Source organism: Streptomyces sp. AN091965, from assembly GCF_022698285.1.
In the GTDB taxonomy this organism is placed as follows: Bacteria; Actinomycetota; Actinomycetes; order Streptomycetales; family Streptomycetaceae; genus Streptomyces.
In genome coordinates, this window is record NZ_JALDMY010000001.1 from 2,985,622 (window position 1) to 3,001,799 (window position 16,178).

At 73.2% G+C, this 16,178-nt stretch carries 15 protein-coding genes; 4 read left to right on the forward strand and 11 right to left on the reverse strand.

The window, feature by feature from the left end:
* Positions 1 to 98: 98 nt before the first annotated feature.
* Positions 99 to 1,988: an anthranilate synthase family protein gene (locus tag MQV74_RS12420; RefSeq protein ID WP_242716967.1), complete on the forward strand. Its 1,890-nt coding sequence runs from the start codon at positions 99 to 101 to the stop codon at positions 1,986 to 1,988.
* Here MQV74_RS12420 and MQV74_RS12425 read toward each other — a convergent pair.
* The 5 genes from MQV74_RS12425 to MQV74_RS12445 form a co-directional block, all read right to left on the reverse strand.
* Positions 1,931 to 2,935 (reverse strand): 2-hydroxyacid dehydrogenase, encoded by a 1,005-nt coding sequence (locus MQV74_RS12425; RefSeq protein WP_242716969.1) that lies wholly within the window; start codon positions 2,933 to 2,935, stop codon positions 1,931 to 1,933. The two genes, MQV74_RS12420 and MQV74_RS12425, sit on opposite strands and share 58 nt — an antisense overlap.
* 144 nt (positions 2,936 to 3,079) lie before the next feature.
* Positions 3,080 to 4,108, reverse strand: coding sequence for a 6-phosphofructokinase (locus tag MQV74_RS12430; RefSeq protein WP_172384070.1), 1,029 nt, complete (start codon positions 4,106 to 4,108; stop codon positions 3,080 to 3,082).
* Between the two features lie 178 nt (positions 4,109 to 4,286).
* The gene (locus MQV74_RS12435) at positions 4,287 to 5,003 is read right to left on the reverse strand and encodes a response regulator (RefSeq protein ID WP_242716971.1); all 717 of its coding nucleotides are present in this window, start codon (positions 5,001 to 5,003) and stop codon (positions 4,287 to 4,289) included.
* Positions 5,000 to 6,235, reverse strand: coding sequence for a MacS family sensor histidine kinase (gene macS, locus MQV74_RS12440; RefSeq protein ID WP_242716973.1), 1,236 nt, complete (start codon positions 6,233 to 6,235; stop codon positions 5,000 to 5,002). The genes MQV74_RS12435 and macS overlap by 4 nt, the downstream gene beginning before the upstream one ends.
* Before the next feature lie 86 nt (positions 6,236 to 6,321).
* Positions 6,322 to 7,137: a lysophospholipid acyltransferase family protein gene (locus tag MQV74_RS12445; RefSeq protein WP_242716975.1), complete on the reverse strand. Its 816-nt coding sequence runs from the start codon at positions 7,135 to 7,137 to the stop codon at positions 6,322 to 6,324.
* A 303-nt stretch (positions 7,138 to 7,440) separates the two neighbouring features.
* On the opposite strand from MQV74_RS12445, the gene MQV74_RS12450 reads away from it, so the two are divergent.
* Together MQV74_RS12450 and MQV74_RS12455 are read left to right on the forward strand one after the other, a co-directional pair.
* On the forward strand, positions 7,441 to 8,220 hold the full coding sequence (locus tag MQV74_RS12450) for an alpha/beta hydrolase (RefSeq protein ID WP_242716977.1): 780 nt from the start codon (positions 7,441 to 7,443) through the stop codon (positions 8,218 to 8,220).
* Complete coding sequence (locus MQV74_RS12455; protein WP_242716978.1) at positions 8,213 to 8,848, forward strand: hypothetical protein; 636 nt, start codon at positions 8,213 to 8,215, stop codon at positions 8,846 to 8,848. The genes MQV74_RS12450 and MQV74_RS12455 overlap by 8 nt, the downstream gene beginning before the upstream one ends.
* A 26-nt stretch (positions 8,849 to 8,874) precedes the next feature.
* On the opposite strand, the gene MQV74_RS12460 is transcribed toward MQV74_RS12455, so the two are convergent.
* From MQV74_RS12460 to MQV74_RS12485, 6 genes are all read right to left on the reverse strand, one after another.
* Positions 8,875 to 9,645 carry an endonuclease/exonuclease/phosphatase family protein gene (locus MQV74_RS12460; protein WP_242716980.1) on the reverse strand — a complete coding sequence of 257 codons (771 nt, stop codon included), beginning with the start codon at positions 9,643 to 9,645 and terminating at the stop codon, positions 8,875 to 8,877.
* A gap of 141 nt (positions 9,646 to 9,786) precedes the next feature.
* Positions 9,787 to 10,740 carry an ROK family glucokinase gene (locus MQV74_RS12465; protein ID WP_242716982.1) on the reverse strand — a complete coding sequence of 318 codons (954 nt, stop codon included), beginning with the start codon at positions 10,738 to 10,740 and terminating at the stop codon, positions 9,787 to 9,789.
* 52 nt (positions 10,741 to 10,792) lie between these two features.
* Entirely contained in the window at positions 10,793 to 11,332 is a 540-nt protein-coding gene (locus MQV74_RS12470; protein WP_172384076.1) for a DUF5304 domain-containing protein, read from the reverse strand.
* Between the two features lie 69 nt (positions 11,333 to 11,401).
* Positions 11,402 to 12,577 (reverse strand): ArsA family ATPase, encoded by a 1,176-nt coding sequence (locus tag MQV74_RS12475; RefSeq protein WP_242716984.1) that lies wholly within the window; start codon positions 12,575 to 12,577, stop codon positions 11,402 to 11,404.
* Positions 12,578 to 12,741: 164 nt separating this feature from the next.
* Positions 12,742 to 13,176, reverse strand: coding sequence for an SRPBCC family protein (locus MQV74_RS12480; RefSeq protein WP_242716986.1), 435 nt, complete (start codon positions 13,174 to 13,176; stop codon positions 12,742 to 12,744).
* A gap of 82 nt (positions 13,177 to 13,258) precedes the next feature.
* On the reverse strand, positions 13,259 to 14,029 hold the full coding sequence (locus tag MQV74_RS12485; protein ID WP_242716988.1) for a metallophosphoesterase family protein: 771 nt from the start codon (positions 14,027 to 14,029) through the stop codon (positions 13,259 to 13,261).
* Between the two features lie 331 nt (positions 14,030 to 14,360).
* On the opposite strand from MQV74_RS12485, the gene MQV74_RS12490 reads away from it, so the two are divergent.
* Positions 14,361 to 16,157: an AMP-dependent synthetase/ligase gene (locus MQV74_RS12490; protein ID WP_242716990.1), complete on the forward strand. Its 1,797-nt coding sequence runs from the start codon at positions 14,361 to 14,363 to the stop codon at positions 16,155 to 16,157.
* Positions 16,158 to 16,178 lie beyond the last annotated feature (21 nt).

Here is a 16,178-nt window from a genome sequence, read left to right on the forward strand (position 1 = left end):
GCAGACATCGCGAAGGCCGCCCGAGGGGCGGCCTTCCGTGCTTCCCGGACGGTGTCCGGGACCGGCCGTTCCTCTCCCTCCCAGCGAAGGAACCGCCCATGCACCTCTCCGACCTCCTGACCGACGACCGCCCCTTCGCCCTGCTGCGGCGCCGCACCCCGGGCCGTGACCACGCCGTGGTGGAGGTGCTTCGCGGCCCCGTGACCACGTACGAGCGGCTCGCCGACATCCCGGAGGGGCTCGCGCTCGTGCCGTTCCGGCAGATCAGGGAGCGCGGCTTCGACGTCACGGACGACGGCACCCCGCTCGCCGTGCTCACCCCCGACGAGACGTACGAACTCCCGCTGGAGCAGGCCCTGTCCCAGCTGCCCGGGCACGACGTCCGGGTCACGGGCCACGGCTTCGACGTGAGCGACGACGCGTACGCGGAGATCGTCGGCCGGGTCCTGCGCGAGGAGATCGGGCGCGGCGAGGGCGCCAACTTCGTGATCCGGCGTACGTACGAGGGGGAGATCCCCGGCTTCGGCCGTGCGGACGCCCTCGCGCTGTTCCGCAGGCTCCTCGAGGGCGAGCGGGGTGCCTACTGGACCTTCGTCGTGTGCACCGGGGACCGCACGCTGGTCGGGGCGAGTCCGGAGGTGCACGTGCGGATGTCCGGCGGGACGGTCGTGATGAACCCGATCAGCGGGACCTACCGCTATCCCGCCGAGGGCCCGTCGGCCGACGGACTGCTGCGCTTCCTCGACGACGCCAAGGAGACCGAGGAGCTCTCCATGGTCGTCGACGAGGAGCTCAAGATGATGTGCACGGTCGGCGACATGGGCGGCGTGGTGGTGGGGCCGCGGCTCAGGGAGATGGCGCATCTGGCGCACACGGAGTACGAGCTGCGCGGCCGCTCGTCGCTCGACGTGCGGGAGGTGCTGCGCGAGACGATGTTCGCCGCGACGGTGACCGGCTCGCCGGTGCAGAACGCCTGCCGGGTGATCGAGCGCCACGAGACCGGCGGGCGCGGCTACTACGCCGGGGCCCTCGCGCTCGTCGGGCGGGACGCGGGCGGCGCGCAGACGCTGGACTCGCCGATCCTGATCCGCACCGCCGACATCGACGCGGCCGGGCGCCTCGGGGTGCCGGTCGGCGCGACGCTTGTGCGCGGCTCGGACCCGGCCGGTGAGGTGGCCGAGACCCATGCGAAGGCGGCGGGGGTCCTCGCGGCGCTCGGGGTGCGCCCCGGGCGGCCGCGGGCCGAGGGCGCGCGGCCCGCGCTCGCCGACGACCCCCGGGTGCGGGCGGCGCTCGACGCGCGGCGGGCGGGGCTCGCGCCGTTCTGGCTGCGGATGCAGGCGGCGGCGCGCGAGCTTTCGGGGCACGCCCTGGTGGTGGACGGCGAGGACACGTTCACGGCGATGCTCGCGCACGTCCTGCGCTCGGCGGGCCTCGGCGTGAGCGTGCGGCGGTACGACGAGGCGGGGCTGCGCGCCGCGGTGCTCGGCCACGGCGGCCCCGTGGTCCTCGGGCCCGGCCCCGGCGACCCGTCCGACGCCGCCGACCCGAAGATGCGGCTGCTGCGCGGGCTCACGGCCGAGCTGATCCGGGAGCGGCGCGGCCCGGTGCTCGGCGTGTGCCTGGGCCATGAGCTGATCGCGGCGGAGCTGGGCCTGGACATCGTCCGCAAGGACGTCCCGTACCAGGGCGCGCAGACGACGATCGACCTGTTCGGGCGGCCGGAGACCGTGGGCTTCTACAACAGCTTCGCGGCGCGCTGCGACGACGAGGCCGAGCGGGAGCTGGCCGCGCACGGCATCGCCGTGAGCCGGGACCCGGCGACGGGCGAGGTGCACGCGCTCCGCGGCCCCGGCTTCGCCTCGCTGCAGTTCCACCCGGAGTCGGTGCTGTCCCTGCGGGGGGCCGCGGTGGTGCGCGAGCTGCTCGGTCAGCTGGCCGGGTCCGCGGGCACCAGCACGTTCTCGGAGCGGCGGCCCGCCAGGTAGTCCAGGACGTTGGTGACCGTGGCCTCGATGATCTGCCCGACGGCGTCCTCGGTGTAGTACGCCTGGTGCGAGGTGACCACGACGTTCGGGAAGGTGACGAGCCGGGCCAGGGTGTCGTCCTCGACCACCTCCAGGGACTTGTCCAGGAAGAAGAGCCCGGCCTCGGCCTCGTAGACGTCGAGGCCGACGCCGGTGAAGCGGCCCGCGCGCAGTTCGGCGACGAGGGCGTCGGTGTCGATGAGGCCGCCGCGGCTGGAGTTCACCAGGATCGCGTCGTCCTTCATGGCGCGCAGGGCCGCGGCGTTGATCAGGTGCCGGGTCGCGGGCAGCAGCGGTACGTGCAGGCTGATGAGGTCGGACTCGGCGAGGAGCTGGTCCTTCTCGACGTACTTCATGCCGAGCCCGACGCAGGCGGGGTTCTCGGCGACGTCCCAGCCGAGCAGGTTCATGCCGAAGCCGTGCGCGATCCGGGTGAAGGCCTCGCCGATCTTGCCGGTGCCGAGGACGCCCGCGGTGCGGCCGCGCAGGTCCCGGCCCATGAGGCCGTCGAGCCGGAAGTCGAAGTCGCGGGTGCGGTTGCTGGCGCGGACGATGCGGCGGTTCACGGCCATCGCCAGGGTCCAGGCGAACTCCGCCACGGAGTACGGGGAGTAGGAGGAGACGCGGGCGACGGTGAGGCCCAGGCGCTCGGCGACCTGGAGGTCGATGTTGTTGAAGCCGGTCGAGCGCTGGGCGACCATCTGGGTGCCGCCGGCGGCGAGGGTCTGGAGCACGCGGTTGTCGAGGATCGCGTTGACGCTGGTGGAGATGACCTCGCAGCCGGCGGCGATGGGGGCGGTGTCCTCCGTGAGGAAGACGTCCAGGCAGCGGATGTCGTGGTGCGGGGCGAAGGCCTTCTCGATGAGGGGGCGCTCGTCGGCCTGGACGCCGAAGGCGAGAATCTCCACGGTTTCACTCCCGTTCAGGGGTACAGGTCCCGTACGGGGCGAATATACGTTTTGGCCTGGTTGACGGTGCGGGGTGGTGGGCAAGCCGTGCCCACCCGTTCCGCCCCCTGGGCGGACCAGCCGCCCACAGCCAGGAAAGAGGGCTCAGCCGAAGAAGACTTCCACTTCCTTGTAGAGGGCGGGGTTCACCGTCTTGAGGTGGGCCGTGGCCTCGGCGATGGGGACGCGGACGATGTCCGTGCCCTGGAGGGCGACCATCTTGCCGAAGTCGCCGTCGCGGACGGCGTCGATCGCGTGCAGTCCGAAGCGCGTGGCGAGCCACCGGTCGAAGGCGCTGGGCGTGCCGCCGCGCTGCACGTGGCCGAGGACCGTCGTCCGGGCCTCCTTGCCGGTGCGCTTCTCGATCTCCTTGGCCAGCCACTCCCCCACGCCGGACAGGCGCACGTGCCCGAAGGAGTCGAGGGACTCGTCCTTGAGGACCACGTCGCCGTCCTTGGGCATGGCGCCCTCCGCGACGACCACGATCGGCGCGTACGAGGCCTTGAACCGGGAGGTCACCCACGCGCAGACCTGGTCGACGTCGAAGCGCCGCTCGGGGATGAGGATGACGTTGGCACCGCCCGCGAGCCCGGAGTGCAGCGCGATCCAGCCCGCGTGGCGGCCCATCACCTCGACGACCAGGACGCGCATGTGCGACTCGGCGGTGGTGTGCAGCCGGTCGATGGCCTCCGTGGCGATGCCGACGGCCGTGTCGAAGCCGAAGGTGTAGTCGGTGGCGGACAGGTCGTTGTCGATGGTCTTCGGTACGCCGACGACGGGCACGCCGTACTCGTCGGTGAGGCGCGCGGCGACGCCGAGGGTGTCCTCGCCGCCGATGGCGATGAGCGCCTCGACCTCCAGCTTGGCGAGGTTCTCCTTGATGCGGCGGATGCCGTTCTCGGCCTTGAGGGGGTTGGTGCGCGAGGAGCCGAGGATGGTGCCGCCGCGGGGCAGGATGCCGCGGACGGCCGGGATGTCGAGCTGGACGGTGTCGCCCTCGAGCGGTCCGCGCCAGCCGTCGCGGAAGCCGACGAAGTCGTAGCCGTACTCCTGTACGCCCTTGCGGACGACGCCCCGGATGACGGCATTGAGCCCGGGGCAGTCGCCGCCTCCGGTCAGAACTCCGACCCGCATGGAAATGTCCCTTCGCCGCGGTTGCGCTGACGCGAGCCACGCTAATGGTGATCCGCGTCACTCCGGGATGGGGCGAACGGTGAAATCCCGGGCGCGCCAAGGGAGTTGCCCGACGGGCGGGCGACCCGGTTCACCCGAAGGGGGCATGCCGGGGCGTCACTCCTGTGACCCCCGGGGGTCAGGTGCCGTCGGTGTCGTCCGTGTCGAGACCGCGTTCGATCGCGTACCGCACGAGCTCCACCCTGTTGTGCAGCTGGAGCTTGCCGAGGGTGTTCTGGACGTGGTTCTGGACCGTGCGGTGGGAGATGACGAGGCGCTCGGCGATCTGCTTGTAGCTCAGGCCCTTGGCGACCAGGCGCAGGACCTCCGTCTCGCGGTCGGTCAGCCGCGGGGCGCCCGGCTCGTCGGGGGTCGCGGACGCGGGCTCGGAGGCGAGGCGGCGGTACTCGCCGAGGACCAGGCCCGCGAGGCCGGGGGTGAAGACGGCGTCGCCGACGGCCGTGCGGCGCACCGCGTCGATCAGCTCGGCGGTGGACGCGGACTTCAGCAGATAGCCGGTGGCACCGGACTTGACCGCCTCCAGGACGTCGGCGTGCTCGCCGCTCGCGGACAGGACGAGGACGCGCAAGGCCGGGTTGGCGCCGACGAGTTCCTTGCACACCTGGACGCCGGGCTTCAGCGGCAGGTTCAGATCGAGGACGAGGACGTCGGGCGCGGCGGCCCGGGCGCGGCGCACCGCCTGCTCGCCGTCGCCCGCGGTGGCCACCACGTCGAAGCCGGACTCGCCGAGGTCGCGGGCGACGGCGTCGCGCCACATCGGGTGGTCGTCGACGACCATGACCTTGACCGGGTCCGCGGCGTCCTGCCCCGTCGGTTCCTTGTGCTGTTCGCTCATGTCCGCGTTTCCGCCTTCCCCCGCGCGCCCTTGGGGACGCGTAGTTCCACTTCCGTTCCCTGGCCCGGCACCGAGATCAGCTCGGCCGTGCCGCCGATGTCCCGCAGCCGACCGCAGATCGACTGGGCGACGCCGAGCCGCCCCTCCCCCTCGGCCTGGGCGAGGCGCCCCTCCGGGATGCCGGGTCCGTCGTCCCGGACGGTGACGACGACGGCGTCCGGCTCGTCCTCGACCAGGATCCAGGCGCGGGCGTCGGTCCCCGCGTGTCTGCGCACATTGTCCAGGGCGGCGCCGACGGCCGCCGCGAGTTCACGGGCCGCGTGCCCGGCGAGCGGCACCGGGGCGCCGGGCTCGGACAGGGTCACCAGCGACCCGGCGTACGGCATGAGGAGCGTGCGCAGGTCGCGCGGCTCGGTGCCGGCCTCGGCCGCGGTGTCGTCCGGCTCGTCGACGACGCGGACGAGGGCACCCTGTGCGGCGTCCTCACAGACGCGTGAGGCCGGTACCAGCCCCCCGGCGACCAGCGAGCGCAGGGCGACCTCCTGTTCGCCCGCCATCCGGCCGAGCTCGGCCGCCTCGCCGCCGATGGCGGTGCCCCGGCGCTGCACCATGGCGAGGACCTGGAGGACGCTGTCGTGGATGTCGCGGGCGAGGCGCTCGCGCTCACGGGTGGCCGCCTCGATCTCCAGGGCGCGGGCGAGGGTGCGCTCGGAGGCGCGTGCCACCTCCACGACGTAGCCGATGGCGATGGAGGCGATGCAGACGAGCAGCACGTTGTGGACGGTGTCGCGGCTGAAGGCGCCGCGCTGGACGACGTTCGCGACGCCGACGAGCAGCGAGGCGAGGGCGGCCCAGCGCCAGCCGCCCTTGATCGCGAAGGCGAGGACGGCGCCCGCGGTCCATATGGAGGGCAGGGTCGGGCCGCCGTCGCTGATCCGCTCGGCGGCGTCGGCCGCCCGGGTCAGCAGGATGCCGGTCAGGGCGATCGTGAGATCGGCGGCGAGGAAGCGCTTGGTGCAGTTCGCGGCGCCCGAGACCTTCGGTAGCGTGGCGAGGGTCCAGACGGCGAGCACCGAGAAGTAGGCGACGGCGACCCAGGGCCGGGCGAAGTCGTCGTGCGCGGCGACGAACAGGCCGATGGCGTACAGCATCGTCAGGACGCGGTACCCGGTCAGCGCGCGCCACAGCGGCTGCTCCACCGACATCCTCATGACTCTCTCGCGCTTGGCCATGCCCCCCACCCCACGGGACGCCCGGCGCGCCCCTCTTGCACCGACGCCACCGGGAGCCGGACCGTTCCCGCAGCGGTCCTTCCGACCTACTCGGCGTCCGCCTTCGGCGCCTTCTCGGCGGCGAGCTTCTCGGCCTCGGCCTTCTCCGCCTCCGCCTTCTCCGCCTCGGCCTTCTGGGCCTCGGCCTTCTGGGCGCGCGCGAGCTCCTTGGCGGCTTCCTTCTCCGCCTTGGCCGCCTCCTGGATCTGACGCTTCGCGGCGGTCGCGTACACGTCCACGTACTCCTGGCCGGAGAGCTTCATGATTTCGTACATGACCTCGTCGGTGACCGCGCGCAGGACGAAGCGGTCGCCCTCCATGCCCTGGTAGCGGCTGAAGTCCAGCGGCTCGCCGATGCGGATGCCCGGGCGCATCAGCTTGGGCACGACCTTGCCGGGCGGCTGGATCTTCTCCGTGTCGATCATCGCCACGGGGATGACGGGCGCCCCGGTGGCGAGGGCCACGCGCGCGAGGCCGCCGGGCTTGCCGCGGTAGAGGCGGCCGTCGGGCGAGCGGGTGCCCTCCGGGTAGATGCCGAAGAGCTCGCCGCGCTCCAGGACCTCGATGCCGCTCTTGATCGCGGCCTCGCCCGCGCCGCGCGCGCCGGAGCGGTCCACCGGGAGCTGGCCGACGCCCTTGAAGAAGGCGGCCGTCATGCGGCCCTTGATGCCGGGGGTGGTGAAGTACTCGGCCTTCGCGATGAAGGTGACCTTGCGGTCCAGGACCGCGGGCAGGAAGAAGGAGTCCGAGAACGACAGATGGTTGCTGGCCAGGATGGCGGGGCCCTCGGCGGGAATGTTCTCGAGGCCTTCCACCCAGGGCCTGAAGGCGAGCTTCAGGGGCCCTCCGATGGAAAACTTCATTGCGCCGTAGATCAAACCGAGTGCCTCCTGTGTCTGTGGATCAGACCATAACCCGAGCGGGGCTCCGGCTCCCTGCGGAGCGGGGCCGACGGGCCCGGTCCGCCGCCCGGTCCCCCGCCCGGGGCGGGCCCGAAGGACCTGGTCGGTGTCAGTCCGGTCGCGTACGGTGAGGTACTCCCCGAACACGACGTGCCCCACCCCGGAGCCTCGCCGCACGCCCCCTCTGCCCCTCGCACGCCTCTGACCGTCGCGTCACCCCGTTCCGCACACTCCACGCATCCCACCTCACGAAGGAGACCGAAGGTGCCGGTCCTCCCCGGAGCCGAGCCGTACCGCCACGAGGGCGGCGAGGTCGGCGTCCTGCTGTGTCACGGCTTCACCGGATCCCCCCAGTCGCTGCGCCCCTGGGCCGAGTACCTGGCGGAGCGCGGTCTGACCGTGTCCCTGCCGCTGCTGCCAGGGCACGGCACACGTTGGCAGGACATGCAGGTCACCGGCTGGCAGGACTGGTACGCGGAGGTGGACCGCGAGCTGCGGCTGCTCCTGGAGCGGTGCGCGGAGGTGTTCGTCTTCGGGCTCTCCATGGGCGGCGCCCTGACGCTGCGGCTCGCCGCCAAGCACGGCGACGCGGTGCGCGGCCTGGTCCTCGTCAACCCGGCGAACAAGGTGCACGGCCTGGCCGCCCACGCCCTGCCCGTCGCCCGCTTCCTGCTGCCCACCACCAAGGGCATCGCCAGCGACATCGCCAAGGACGGCTCGGCCGAGATCGGGTACGACCGGGTGCCGCTGCACGCCGCGCACTCGATGCGGCAGTTCTTCCGCCTCGTCGACGGCGAGCTGCCCCAGGTCACCCAGCCGCTGCTGCTCCTGCACAGCCCGAACGACCACGTGGTGCCGCCCGCCGACTCCGCCCGCGTCCTCAGCCGCGTCTCGTCCACGGACGTCACCGAGATCCTGCTGGAACAGAGCTACCACGTCGCGACGTTGGACCACGATGCGGACCGGATCTTCGAGGAGAGCTACGGATTCATCGGCCGGCTCGCCCCCAGCGCAGGCAAGGAAGGGACGGCCACCGGTGGCTGAGCAGCAGGACCGCGACGAGAGCCGCGAGCCCGAGGAGCAGACCGCGCCCCCCGGCGAGGAGCGCGCGGTGCCCCTGGACGAGGACGCCGCGTGGCGGGCCATCGTCGCGGGGTACGGCGAGGAGCCCGCGGACCCGCCCGGCGCGAAGCCGTTCAAGTCCGTGGAGGACCTGGCGCTCCTCGAGCCGGAGGCCAACGGCACCGCGGACGACGAGCCGCGCCCCGACCTGTCCAAGGACACCGGCGACAAGTCCGGCGCGGGCGACGCGGCGCGTCCGCTCGGCAGCTCCGTCTCCTTCGCTCCCGGCGTCGCCGGGGGCGGCCCGCGCGACTACGCCGCGGCCGAGGCCTCGGACGACGACTTCGACGAGAGCGACGAGGGGCACTTCGTGCCGCCCGAGCCGCCGCCGCTGCCGGACGCGGACGTCACCGCCAAGTTCGCCTGGCTCGCGGTGCTCGGCGGGCCGCTGCTGCTCCTGCTCGCCGTGCTGCTCGGCTGGGAGATGACGTGGTGGCTCACGACGCTCGGCATCGGCGGCTTCCTCGGCGGCTTCGCGACGCTGGTGGCCCGCATGAAGAGCGGTGACGAGGAGGAGGACGACGACCCCGGGCGCGGGGCCGTGGTCTAGCGCCTGTCCGACCCATCGGACAGGCCCTAGCCCGCCGGCTGCGCGGACACGCGGAGCGCCGCGAGGACCGGCAGGTGGTCCGTGGCCGCCCTGAGGTCCTCGTCGCGTACGCCGGGGTGGCCCAACGGCACGCCGCAGCCGAGGACTTGGACGCCCGGCGTGGCGAAGACCGCGTCGATGCGCTGGTGCGGGTCGGCCGGGGTCGAGGTCTGTTCGCCGCCCCAGGGGGCGGTGGCCCAGCAGTCCTGGAGGCCGTCGGCGAGCCTGCGGAACGTACGGCCGCCGGGGCGGTCGTTGAGGTCGCCGCCCGCCACCGCGTGCGGGGCGCCCATCCCGGCGATCCGGTCGAGGAGCATGCCGCCCTGCGCGTACCGCTCCTCGTCCCGCAGGCTCAAGTGACAGCTCAGCACGCCGAGCCGGGCGCCGCCGAAGCGGACGACGGCCGTCGCGAAGCCGCGCCGGTGCTGGCCCGGCGTCAGCGGGAGCAGGACGTCCTCGGTCCGCTCGACGGTGGCCCGCAGCGAGCAGAGCAGCGCGGGCCCCGCCGCGGTGCCGCCGCCGGAGAGCGTCACCAGGTCGCAGGCGCGGGCGAGCCGCGCGAGCTTCTTGCGCCAGCGGAAGAACCGGGGCGCCTCCTGCACGAGGACCAGGTCGGGCTCGCACGCGGAGATGACACGCGCGAGCGCGTCGGTGTCGTCGCGCATCGAACGGATGTTGTAGCTGAGCACCCGGATGACGGCCGAACCGTCCGGCTCGGTGCGGGAGTTGGGCAGCGTACGCGTCGGGCTCGTGGGCATGGCGATCAAGATACGGGAAACGCCGGGCGAGCCGGACGGTACCGGCTCACCCGGCGGACATCCGGCTCGTCCGGCGTTTGAGGACGAGCGCGCAGCGCGATCGACAGCGGCCCCGGCTCCGCCGGCCGGGGAGCGAGGGCGTCACATCACCGGGTCGGGCTCCCTGGCGAGGTCCGCGGCGCCGACCAGGCCCGCCTTGTTGCCGAGCCGGGCGGCGATGACCTTGGCCTCGGGGCGCCACTGCGCGCCGACGAGCCAGCGCTTGAAGGACTTGCGGATCGGTTCGAGCACCAGCTCGCCCTCGTCCGAGAGGCCGCCGCCGATGATGAAGGCCGACGGGTCGAAGAGGGAGGCCAGGTCGGCCAGGCCCGCGCCGACCCAGCGGGCCAGCTCGCGGTAGGAGTCCACGGCGACCAGGTCGCCCTGGCGGGCGGCCATGGAGATGTGCTTGCCCTCGATGCCGTCGGGGGTGCCGTCGCCGAGCGAGAGGAGGTACTCGGCGTTCTCCGGGGCGGCGTTGGCGCGCTGCTTCGCGTACCGCACGAGGGCACGGCCGGAGGCGTACTGCTCCCAGCAGCCCTGGCTGCCGCAGCCGCACAGCAGGCCGTCCGGCACCATGCGGATGTGGCCGAACTCGGCGGCGACGCCGAAGTGGCCGCGGCGCAGCTTGTTGCCGATGATGATGCCGCCGCCGAGGCCGGTGCCGAGCGTGATGCAGATGGCGTTGCGGTGGCCCTTGCCGCCGCCGAACCTGTACTCGCCCCAGGCGGCCGCGTTGGCGTCGTTCTCGACCACCACCGGCAGGCCCACGCGCTCTTCGACCTTGTCCTTGAGCGGTTCCTGGCGCCAGTCGATGTTCGGCGCGAAGTAGACCGTGGACCGCTGGCGGTTGACGTATCCGGCGGCGCCGATGCCCACGCCGACGATCTCGTGCCCGGCGCGCGCACCCTCCACGGCGGAGGCGATCGCGTCGACGATGGCCTCGGGGGTGCCCGGCGTGGGCACCTTGAACGTCGACAGGATGTGACCGTCCTCGTCGACCACTCCGGCCGCGATCTTCGTGCCGCCGATGTCGACGCCGATGGTGAGTCCCATGTATCCCTCAGTTCGATCGAGCCCCGCTACGGCCCACCGTACCGGAGGGGGGTCAGTCCAGATCGATGTGTTCGCCGGGACCGGGACCGTCTTCGGGACGCCCGGATCCGTCCGGGGCGGCCGGGCGGCCCGCCTCGTCGCGGGTCCAGCGGCCCTCCTGGGCCGTGACCGCGCTGCGGTAGGCGGCGAGGAGCTCGGAGCCCGCGGCGGCGAGGTGGTCGAAGACGTCGGGGTTGCGCTCGATGACGGGCTCGACGGCGGCCTTGGCCTGGCGGACGACCTGCTGCACCGTCTCCTGCACGGCGCCCTGGGCGACCGCGCCGAGCAGCGGCGCCTGGAGGCCGGAGAGCTTCTCCGAGACGGCGTCGACGAGCTTGCGCAGCTCTTCGGCCGCGGAGCCGGGCGGCGGGCCGTACCGCGCGCGGCGGCGGGCCTTCTCCGCCGCGAGGTCCTCGGCGCACGCGGTCGCCCAGGCGTCGTCGTCCGGGGCCGCGGCGGCGTCCTCGCGGGGCTCGGGGCCCTCGGGGGCGGCGTCCCGCGGGCGCTCCGGCTCGGACGCGTCGTACGCGTCACGCTCAGTGGCATCGCTCATGGCGGGCTGACTCCTGCGCAGGGCCGACGATTTCGTACTCTCGACGTTACCCGAATGGCGGTAGGGCGTTCACCGGGTCCGGGGCCACAGGTCCGGGTCGGGGGTGAAGCGGACGCGCAGGCAGCCGTCGCGCAGGCCCGCTCCGCTGACGGTGCAGCGGCGCAGCGCGGAGGGCAGCGAAACGATCCGGCGGAATGGTCCCGCGGTCAGCACGAGTTCGTCGCCGCGCCGCACCAGGCCGAGGTCGTCGCGGACAGCGCCGGGCAGCGGGACGGTCCAGATCAGCAGGGACTCCTCGGCGAGCGCGTCGGTGACGGGCCAGTCGAGGGGCGCGGGCGCGGGGCCCGGGGCCGCGGGGCGGAGGGCGGCCAGGTCGTCGAGGCCGCGCGGGTCCTGGCCGAGGTGCGGGACGCGGTGCGTGGGGTGGGCGGCGTCCCACTCCGCCAGGGCCTTGTGCTGCTGGGCGCGGAGCGCGGCGAGCCAGGGGCCGTCGCCGCCGTCGGGCAGCACGCGGTTGGCGACGAGGCCGTCCAGGCTGAGGCCGTGCAGGGCGAGGCCGAGCGCGGTGCGGGCCACGGCGTCGACGGCGGCGGGGCCCGGTTCGACGACCAGGCGCACGCTGGTGCCCGGGGCGTCGAGCAGGCTCCGGGCGGCGGCGAGCCGGGCGTCCCAGCGGGCCGCGTTCTCGTACAGGGACGCGGCGGGCACGGGGACGCCCGCGAGCCGGCCGAGGACGGGGCGCAGCGCGCGGGCCGCCTGCCGCTCCGCGGGCAGAAGGCGGCGCAGATAGCGGCGTAGCTGTTCGGGCAGGGCGAGCAGCGCGAGGGCGCGGGGCGCGGCGGGCAGGTCGACGACGAGGGTGTCGTACGGGCCGTGCGTGCCCTGGGCGGCGTCGCGCAGGGCACGCAGCAGGGCCAGCTCCTCGGCCCCCGGCAGCGGGGTCAGCTCCTCGCCGTCGAGCCGGTCGGCGCCGAGCAGGTCGAGGGCGGCGCCCGCGTGGTCCTGGAGGGCGAGCAGGTCGTCGCGGAAGGAGTCGTCCGGGGCGGGCCGCAGCGCCGTCAGGCCGTCGGTGACGGCCCGGGGGCGGGGGCCCGTGGGGGTGCCCAGGGCCGTGCCGAGGGTGTCCTGGGGGTCGGCGGAGAGCACCAGGGCGCGGTGGCCCGCGCGGGCGGCGGCGAGGGCGGTGGCCGCCGCCAGGGTGGTCCGCCCGGCGCCGCCGGGGCCGGTGATGAGGAGGGTGCGCATGCCGTCCGTACGTTCCTGTCCTGGGCCCATGGTTTCCGGTAGCTCGGCACCTGGGGCTGTGCCCGCCCTTCCCCGAGCTCTCGGCTCCGTTCGAGCAGGGGATGCCCCACTCGCCCTGCGGGACGATTGCCCGCAGCGGGACGGCGCGCGCCGCGCCCTCGGGACTACTCCGTCTCCACCCGCTGCTTCAGGCCCGCCAGGGCGCGGTCGATGATGACCTTCTCCGCCTTGCGCTTGATCATTCCGAGCATGGGGATCTTGACGTCGACGGTGAGCCGGTAGGTCACCTCGGTGCCGGTGCCCACGGGCTTGAGGAGGTAGGAGCCCTCCAGGGAGCGCAGCATCTGGGACTTGACGAGGGTCCAGGAGACCTCGTGCGCGCCGGTCCAGGTGTAGGCGAGCGTCTGGTCGTCCTTGATCGCGCCCGCGTCCATGACGAGGCGGACCTGCTCGGCGCGGCCCGCGCCGTCCGTCGCCAGGACCTCGGCCTGCTTGACCTCTCCGGTCCATTCCGGATAGCGGGCGAAGTCGGCGATCACGCCCATGACGTCGGCCGGTGCCGCCTCGATCGTGATGCTCGAGCTGGTGTGTTCCGCCATCGCCGTGGCTCCTCCAGATGCGGTCCGGTACGGGGTGGTGTGTCTGCCGCGTGAAGGCTACCCCGGGCGCCGCGCGCGCTGGTCACCACTCCAGGGCCCAGGGCCGTCCGGCGCTCGCGAAGTGCCCGACGTTCACGCACTCCGTCGAGCCGATCCGCATCCGCCGGACGAGCGGCTGGTGGACGTGGCCGAAGAGGGAGTAGCGCGGCCGGGTCCTGCGGATGGCGGCGAGCAGGGCGCGGCTGCCGCGCTCGAAGCGGCGGGCCACGGTGTCGTAGACGAGCTCGGGGACCTCCGGCGGAATGTGCGTGCAGAGCACGTCCACCTCGCCGACGGCCTCGATCTTGGCGGCGTACTCCTCGTCGCTGATCTCGTACGGCGTACGCATGGGGGTGCGCAGGCCGCCGCCGACGAAGCCGAAGACGCGGCCGCCGATCTCCACCCGCTCGCCGTCGAGGACGGTGGTGCCGGGACCGGCGTATTCAGGCCAGAGACGCGGGATGTCGACATTGCCGTACGTGGCGTACGTCGGGGCGGGAAAGGCGGCGAAGAGTTCCGCGTACTGCTTGCGGACGGCGCTCTCCACGGCGGGGCCCCGGTCGATGCCCGCCCACAGGGAGGCGCCGAACACGCGGGCCTCCTCGAAGCGGCGCGCGGTGCGCAGCTCGACCAGGCGGGTGGCGTTCTCCTTGCCGAACAGATCGGGGAAGATGCCGCGCGCGTGATCCGCGTAGTCGAGGAAGAGCACGAGATCGCCCAGGCAGACCACGGCGTCGGCGCCGTCGCCCGCGCGGGCCAGATCCTCGGCGTTGCCGTGCACGTCACTGACCACATGGACCCGGAAACCTGGCATGCCGGTCACCCTAAGCCGCCCGGTGCGGGGCGGGACAGGGCGGGGTGAGTGGGCCGGGCGCGGCGGGGGACCTGCGGTTACTTCCGAGTCAGGAAGTGCGTGGCGTACTGTGCGGTTCAGACCACAACGTCGTGTGACGCACGGAACATCTGGCCCGGCCCCCCTACCGAACCAGCCATACCGGTGGGTAACGTCCGGGCAGTCCAGTAGCGCTCGGCACCTCGACGAACCCCCGTAAGCCCCCCTCCGGCTGAGCGCCTGCCCGACCTTGGACCGCACCGTCGCATCGCACAACGTCGTGGCGTCGGCGCCCTATGTAGGAGCAGCAGTCTTGCGCGAGTTCAGCCTTCCGGCCCTGTACGAGGTCCCCGCGGACGGCAACCTGACCGACATCGTCCGCCGCAACGCCGCGCAGCATCCGGATGTCGCCGTCATCGGCCGCAAGGTGAACGGACGTTGGGAGGACGTCTCGGCGACGGCCTTCCTCGCCGAGGTGCGGGCCGCCGCCAAAGGGCTGATCGCCGCAGGCGTCGGGCCGGGCGACCGGGTGGGTCTGATGTCCCGTACGCGCTACGAGTGGACGCTGTTCGACTTCGCGATCTGGAGCGCGGGCGCGGTCACCGTGCCGGTGTACGAGACCAGCTCCGCCGAGCAGATCCAGTGGATCCTCGGCGACTCGGGCGCCGTGGCCTGCGTCGTCGAGTCGGACGCGCACGCGGCGGCCGTGGAGTCCGTGCGCGACCGGCTCCCGGCCCTGGCACACGTGTGGCAGATCGACCGGGACGCCGTGGCGGAGCTGAACCGGACGGGTGCGGAGGTCTCCGACGCGACCGTGGACGAGCGCAGCGCGGTCGCGGGCGCCGACGACCCGGCGACCATCGTCTACACCTCGGGCACCACGGGCCGCCCCAAGGGCTGTGTCCTCACCCACCGCAGCTTCTTCGCGGAGTGCGGCAACGTGGTGGAGCGGCTCAACCCGCTGTTCCGCACGGGCGAGTGCTCGGTGCTCCTCTTCCTGCCCGTCGCGCACGTCTTCGGCCGTCTGGTGGAGGTGGCCGCGCTGATGGCCCCCATCAAGCTGGGCCACGCCCCCGACATCAAGCACCTCACGGACGAACTGGCCGCGTTCCGGCCGACGTTGATCCTCGGGGTGCCGCGCGTCTTCGAGAAGGTCTACAACGGGGCGCGCGCCAAGGCCCAGGCCGACGGCAAGCTCAAGATCTTCGACAAGGCCGCGGACACGGCGATCGCCTACAGCCGCGCGCTCGACGCCCCGGGCGGGCCTTCGCTCGGCCTGCGCCTGAAGCACAAGCTCTTCGACAAGCTCGTCTTCAGCAAGCTGCGGGCCGTCCTCGGCGGGCGCGGCGAGTACGCCATCTCCGGCGGCGCCCCGCTCGGCGAGCGCCTCGGCCACTTCTTCCGCGGCATCGGCTTCACCGTCCTGGAGGGCTACGGCCTCACCGAGTCCTGCGCGGCCACCGCCTTCAACCCCTGGGACCGGCAGAAGATCGGCACGGTCGGGCAGCCGCTGCCCGGCTCGGTCGTCCGCATCGCCGACGACGGCGAGGTGCTGCTGCACGGCGAGCACCTGTTCAAGGAGTACTGGAACAACGAGGGCGCCACCGAGGAGGCCCTCGCGGACGGCTGGTTCCACACCGGGGACATCGGCACGCTCGACGAGGACGGGTATCTGCGGATCACCGGCCGCAAGAAGGAGATCATCGTGACGGCGGGCGGCAAGAACGTCGCGCCCGCCGTCATCGAGGACCGCATCCGCGCGCACGCGCTCGTCGCCGAGTGCATGGTCGTCGGGGACGGGCGTCCTTTCGTGGCCGCGCTCGTCACCCTCGACGAGGAGTTCCTCGGCCGGTGGGCCCAGGAGAACGGGAAGCCCGCCGGGGCCACGGCGGCCTCGCTGCGGGAGGATCCCGAGCTGCTCGCCGCGGTCCAGCGGGCCGTGGACGACGGCAACGCTGCGGTCTCCAAGGCGGAGTCGGTGCGCAAGTTCCGGGTCCTGTCCGCGCAGTTCACGGAGGACTCCGGGCACCTCACGCCGTCCCTGAAGCTGAAGCGCAACGTGGTCGCGAAGGACTACGCGGACGAGATCGAGGCGCTGTACCGGGGGTAGCCCGCGCAGGTTCAGCGGCGC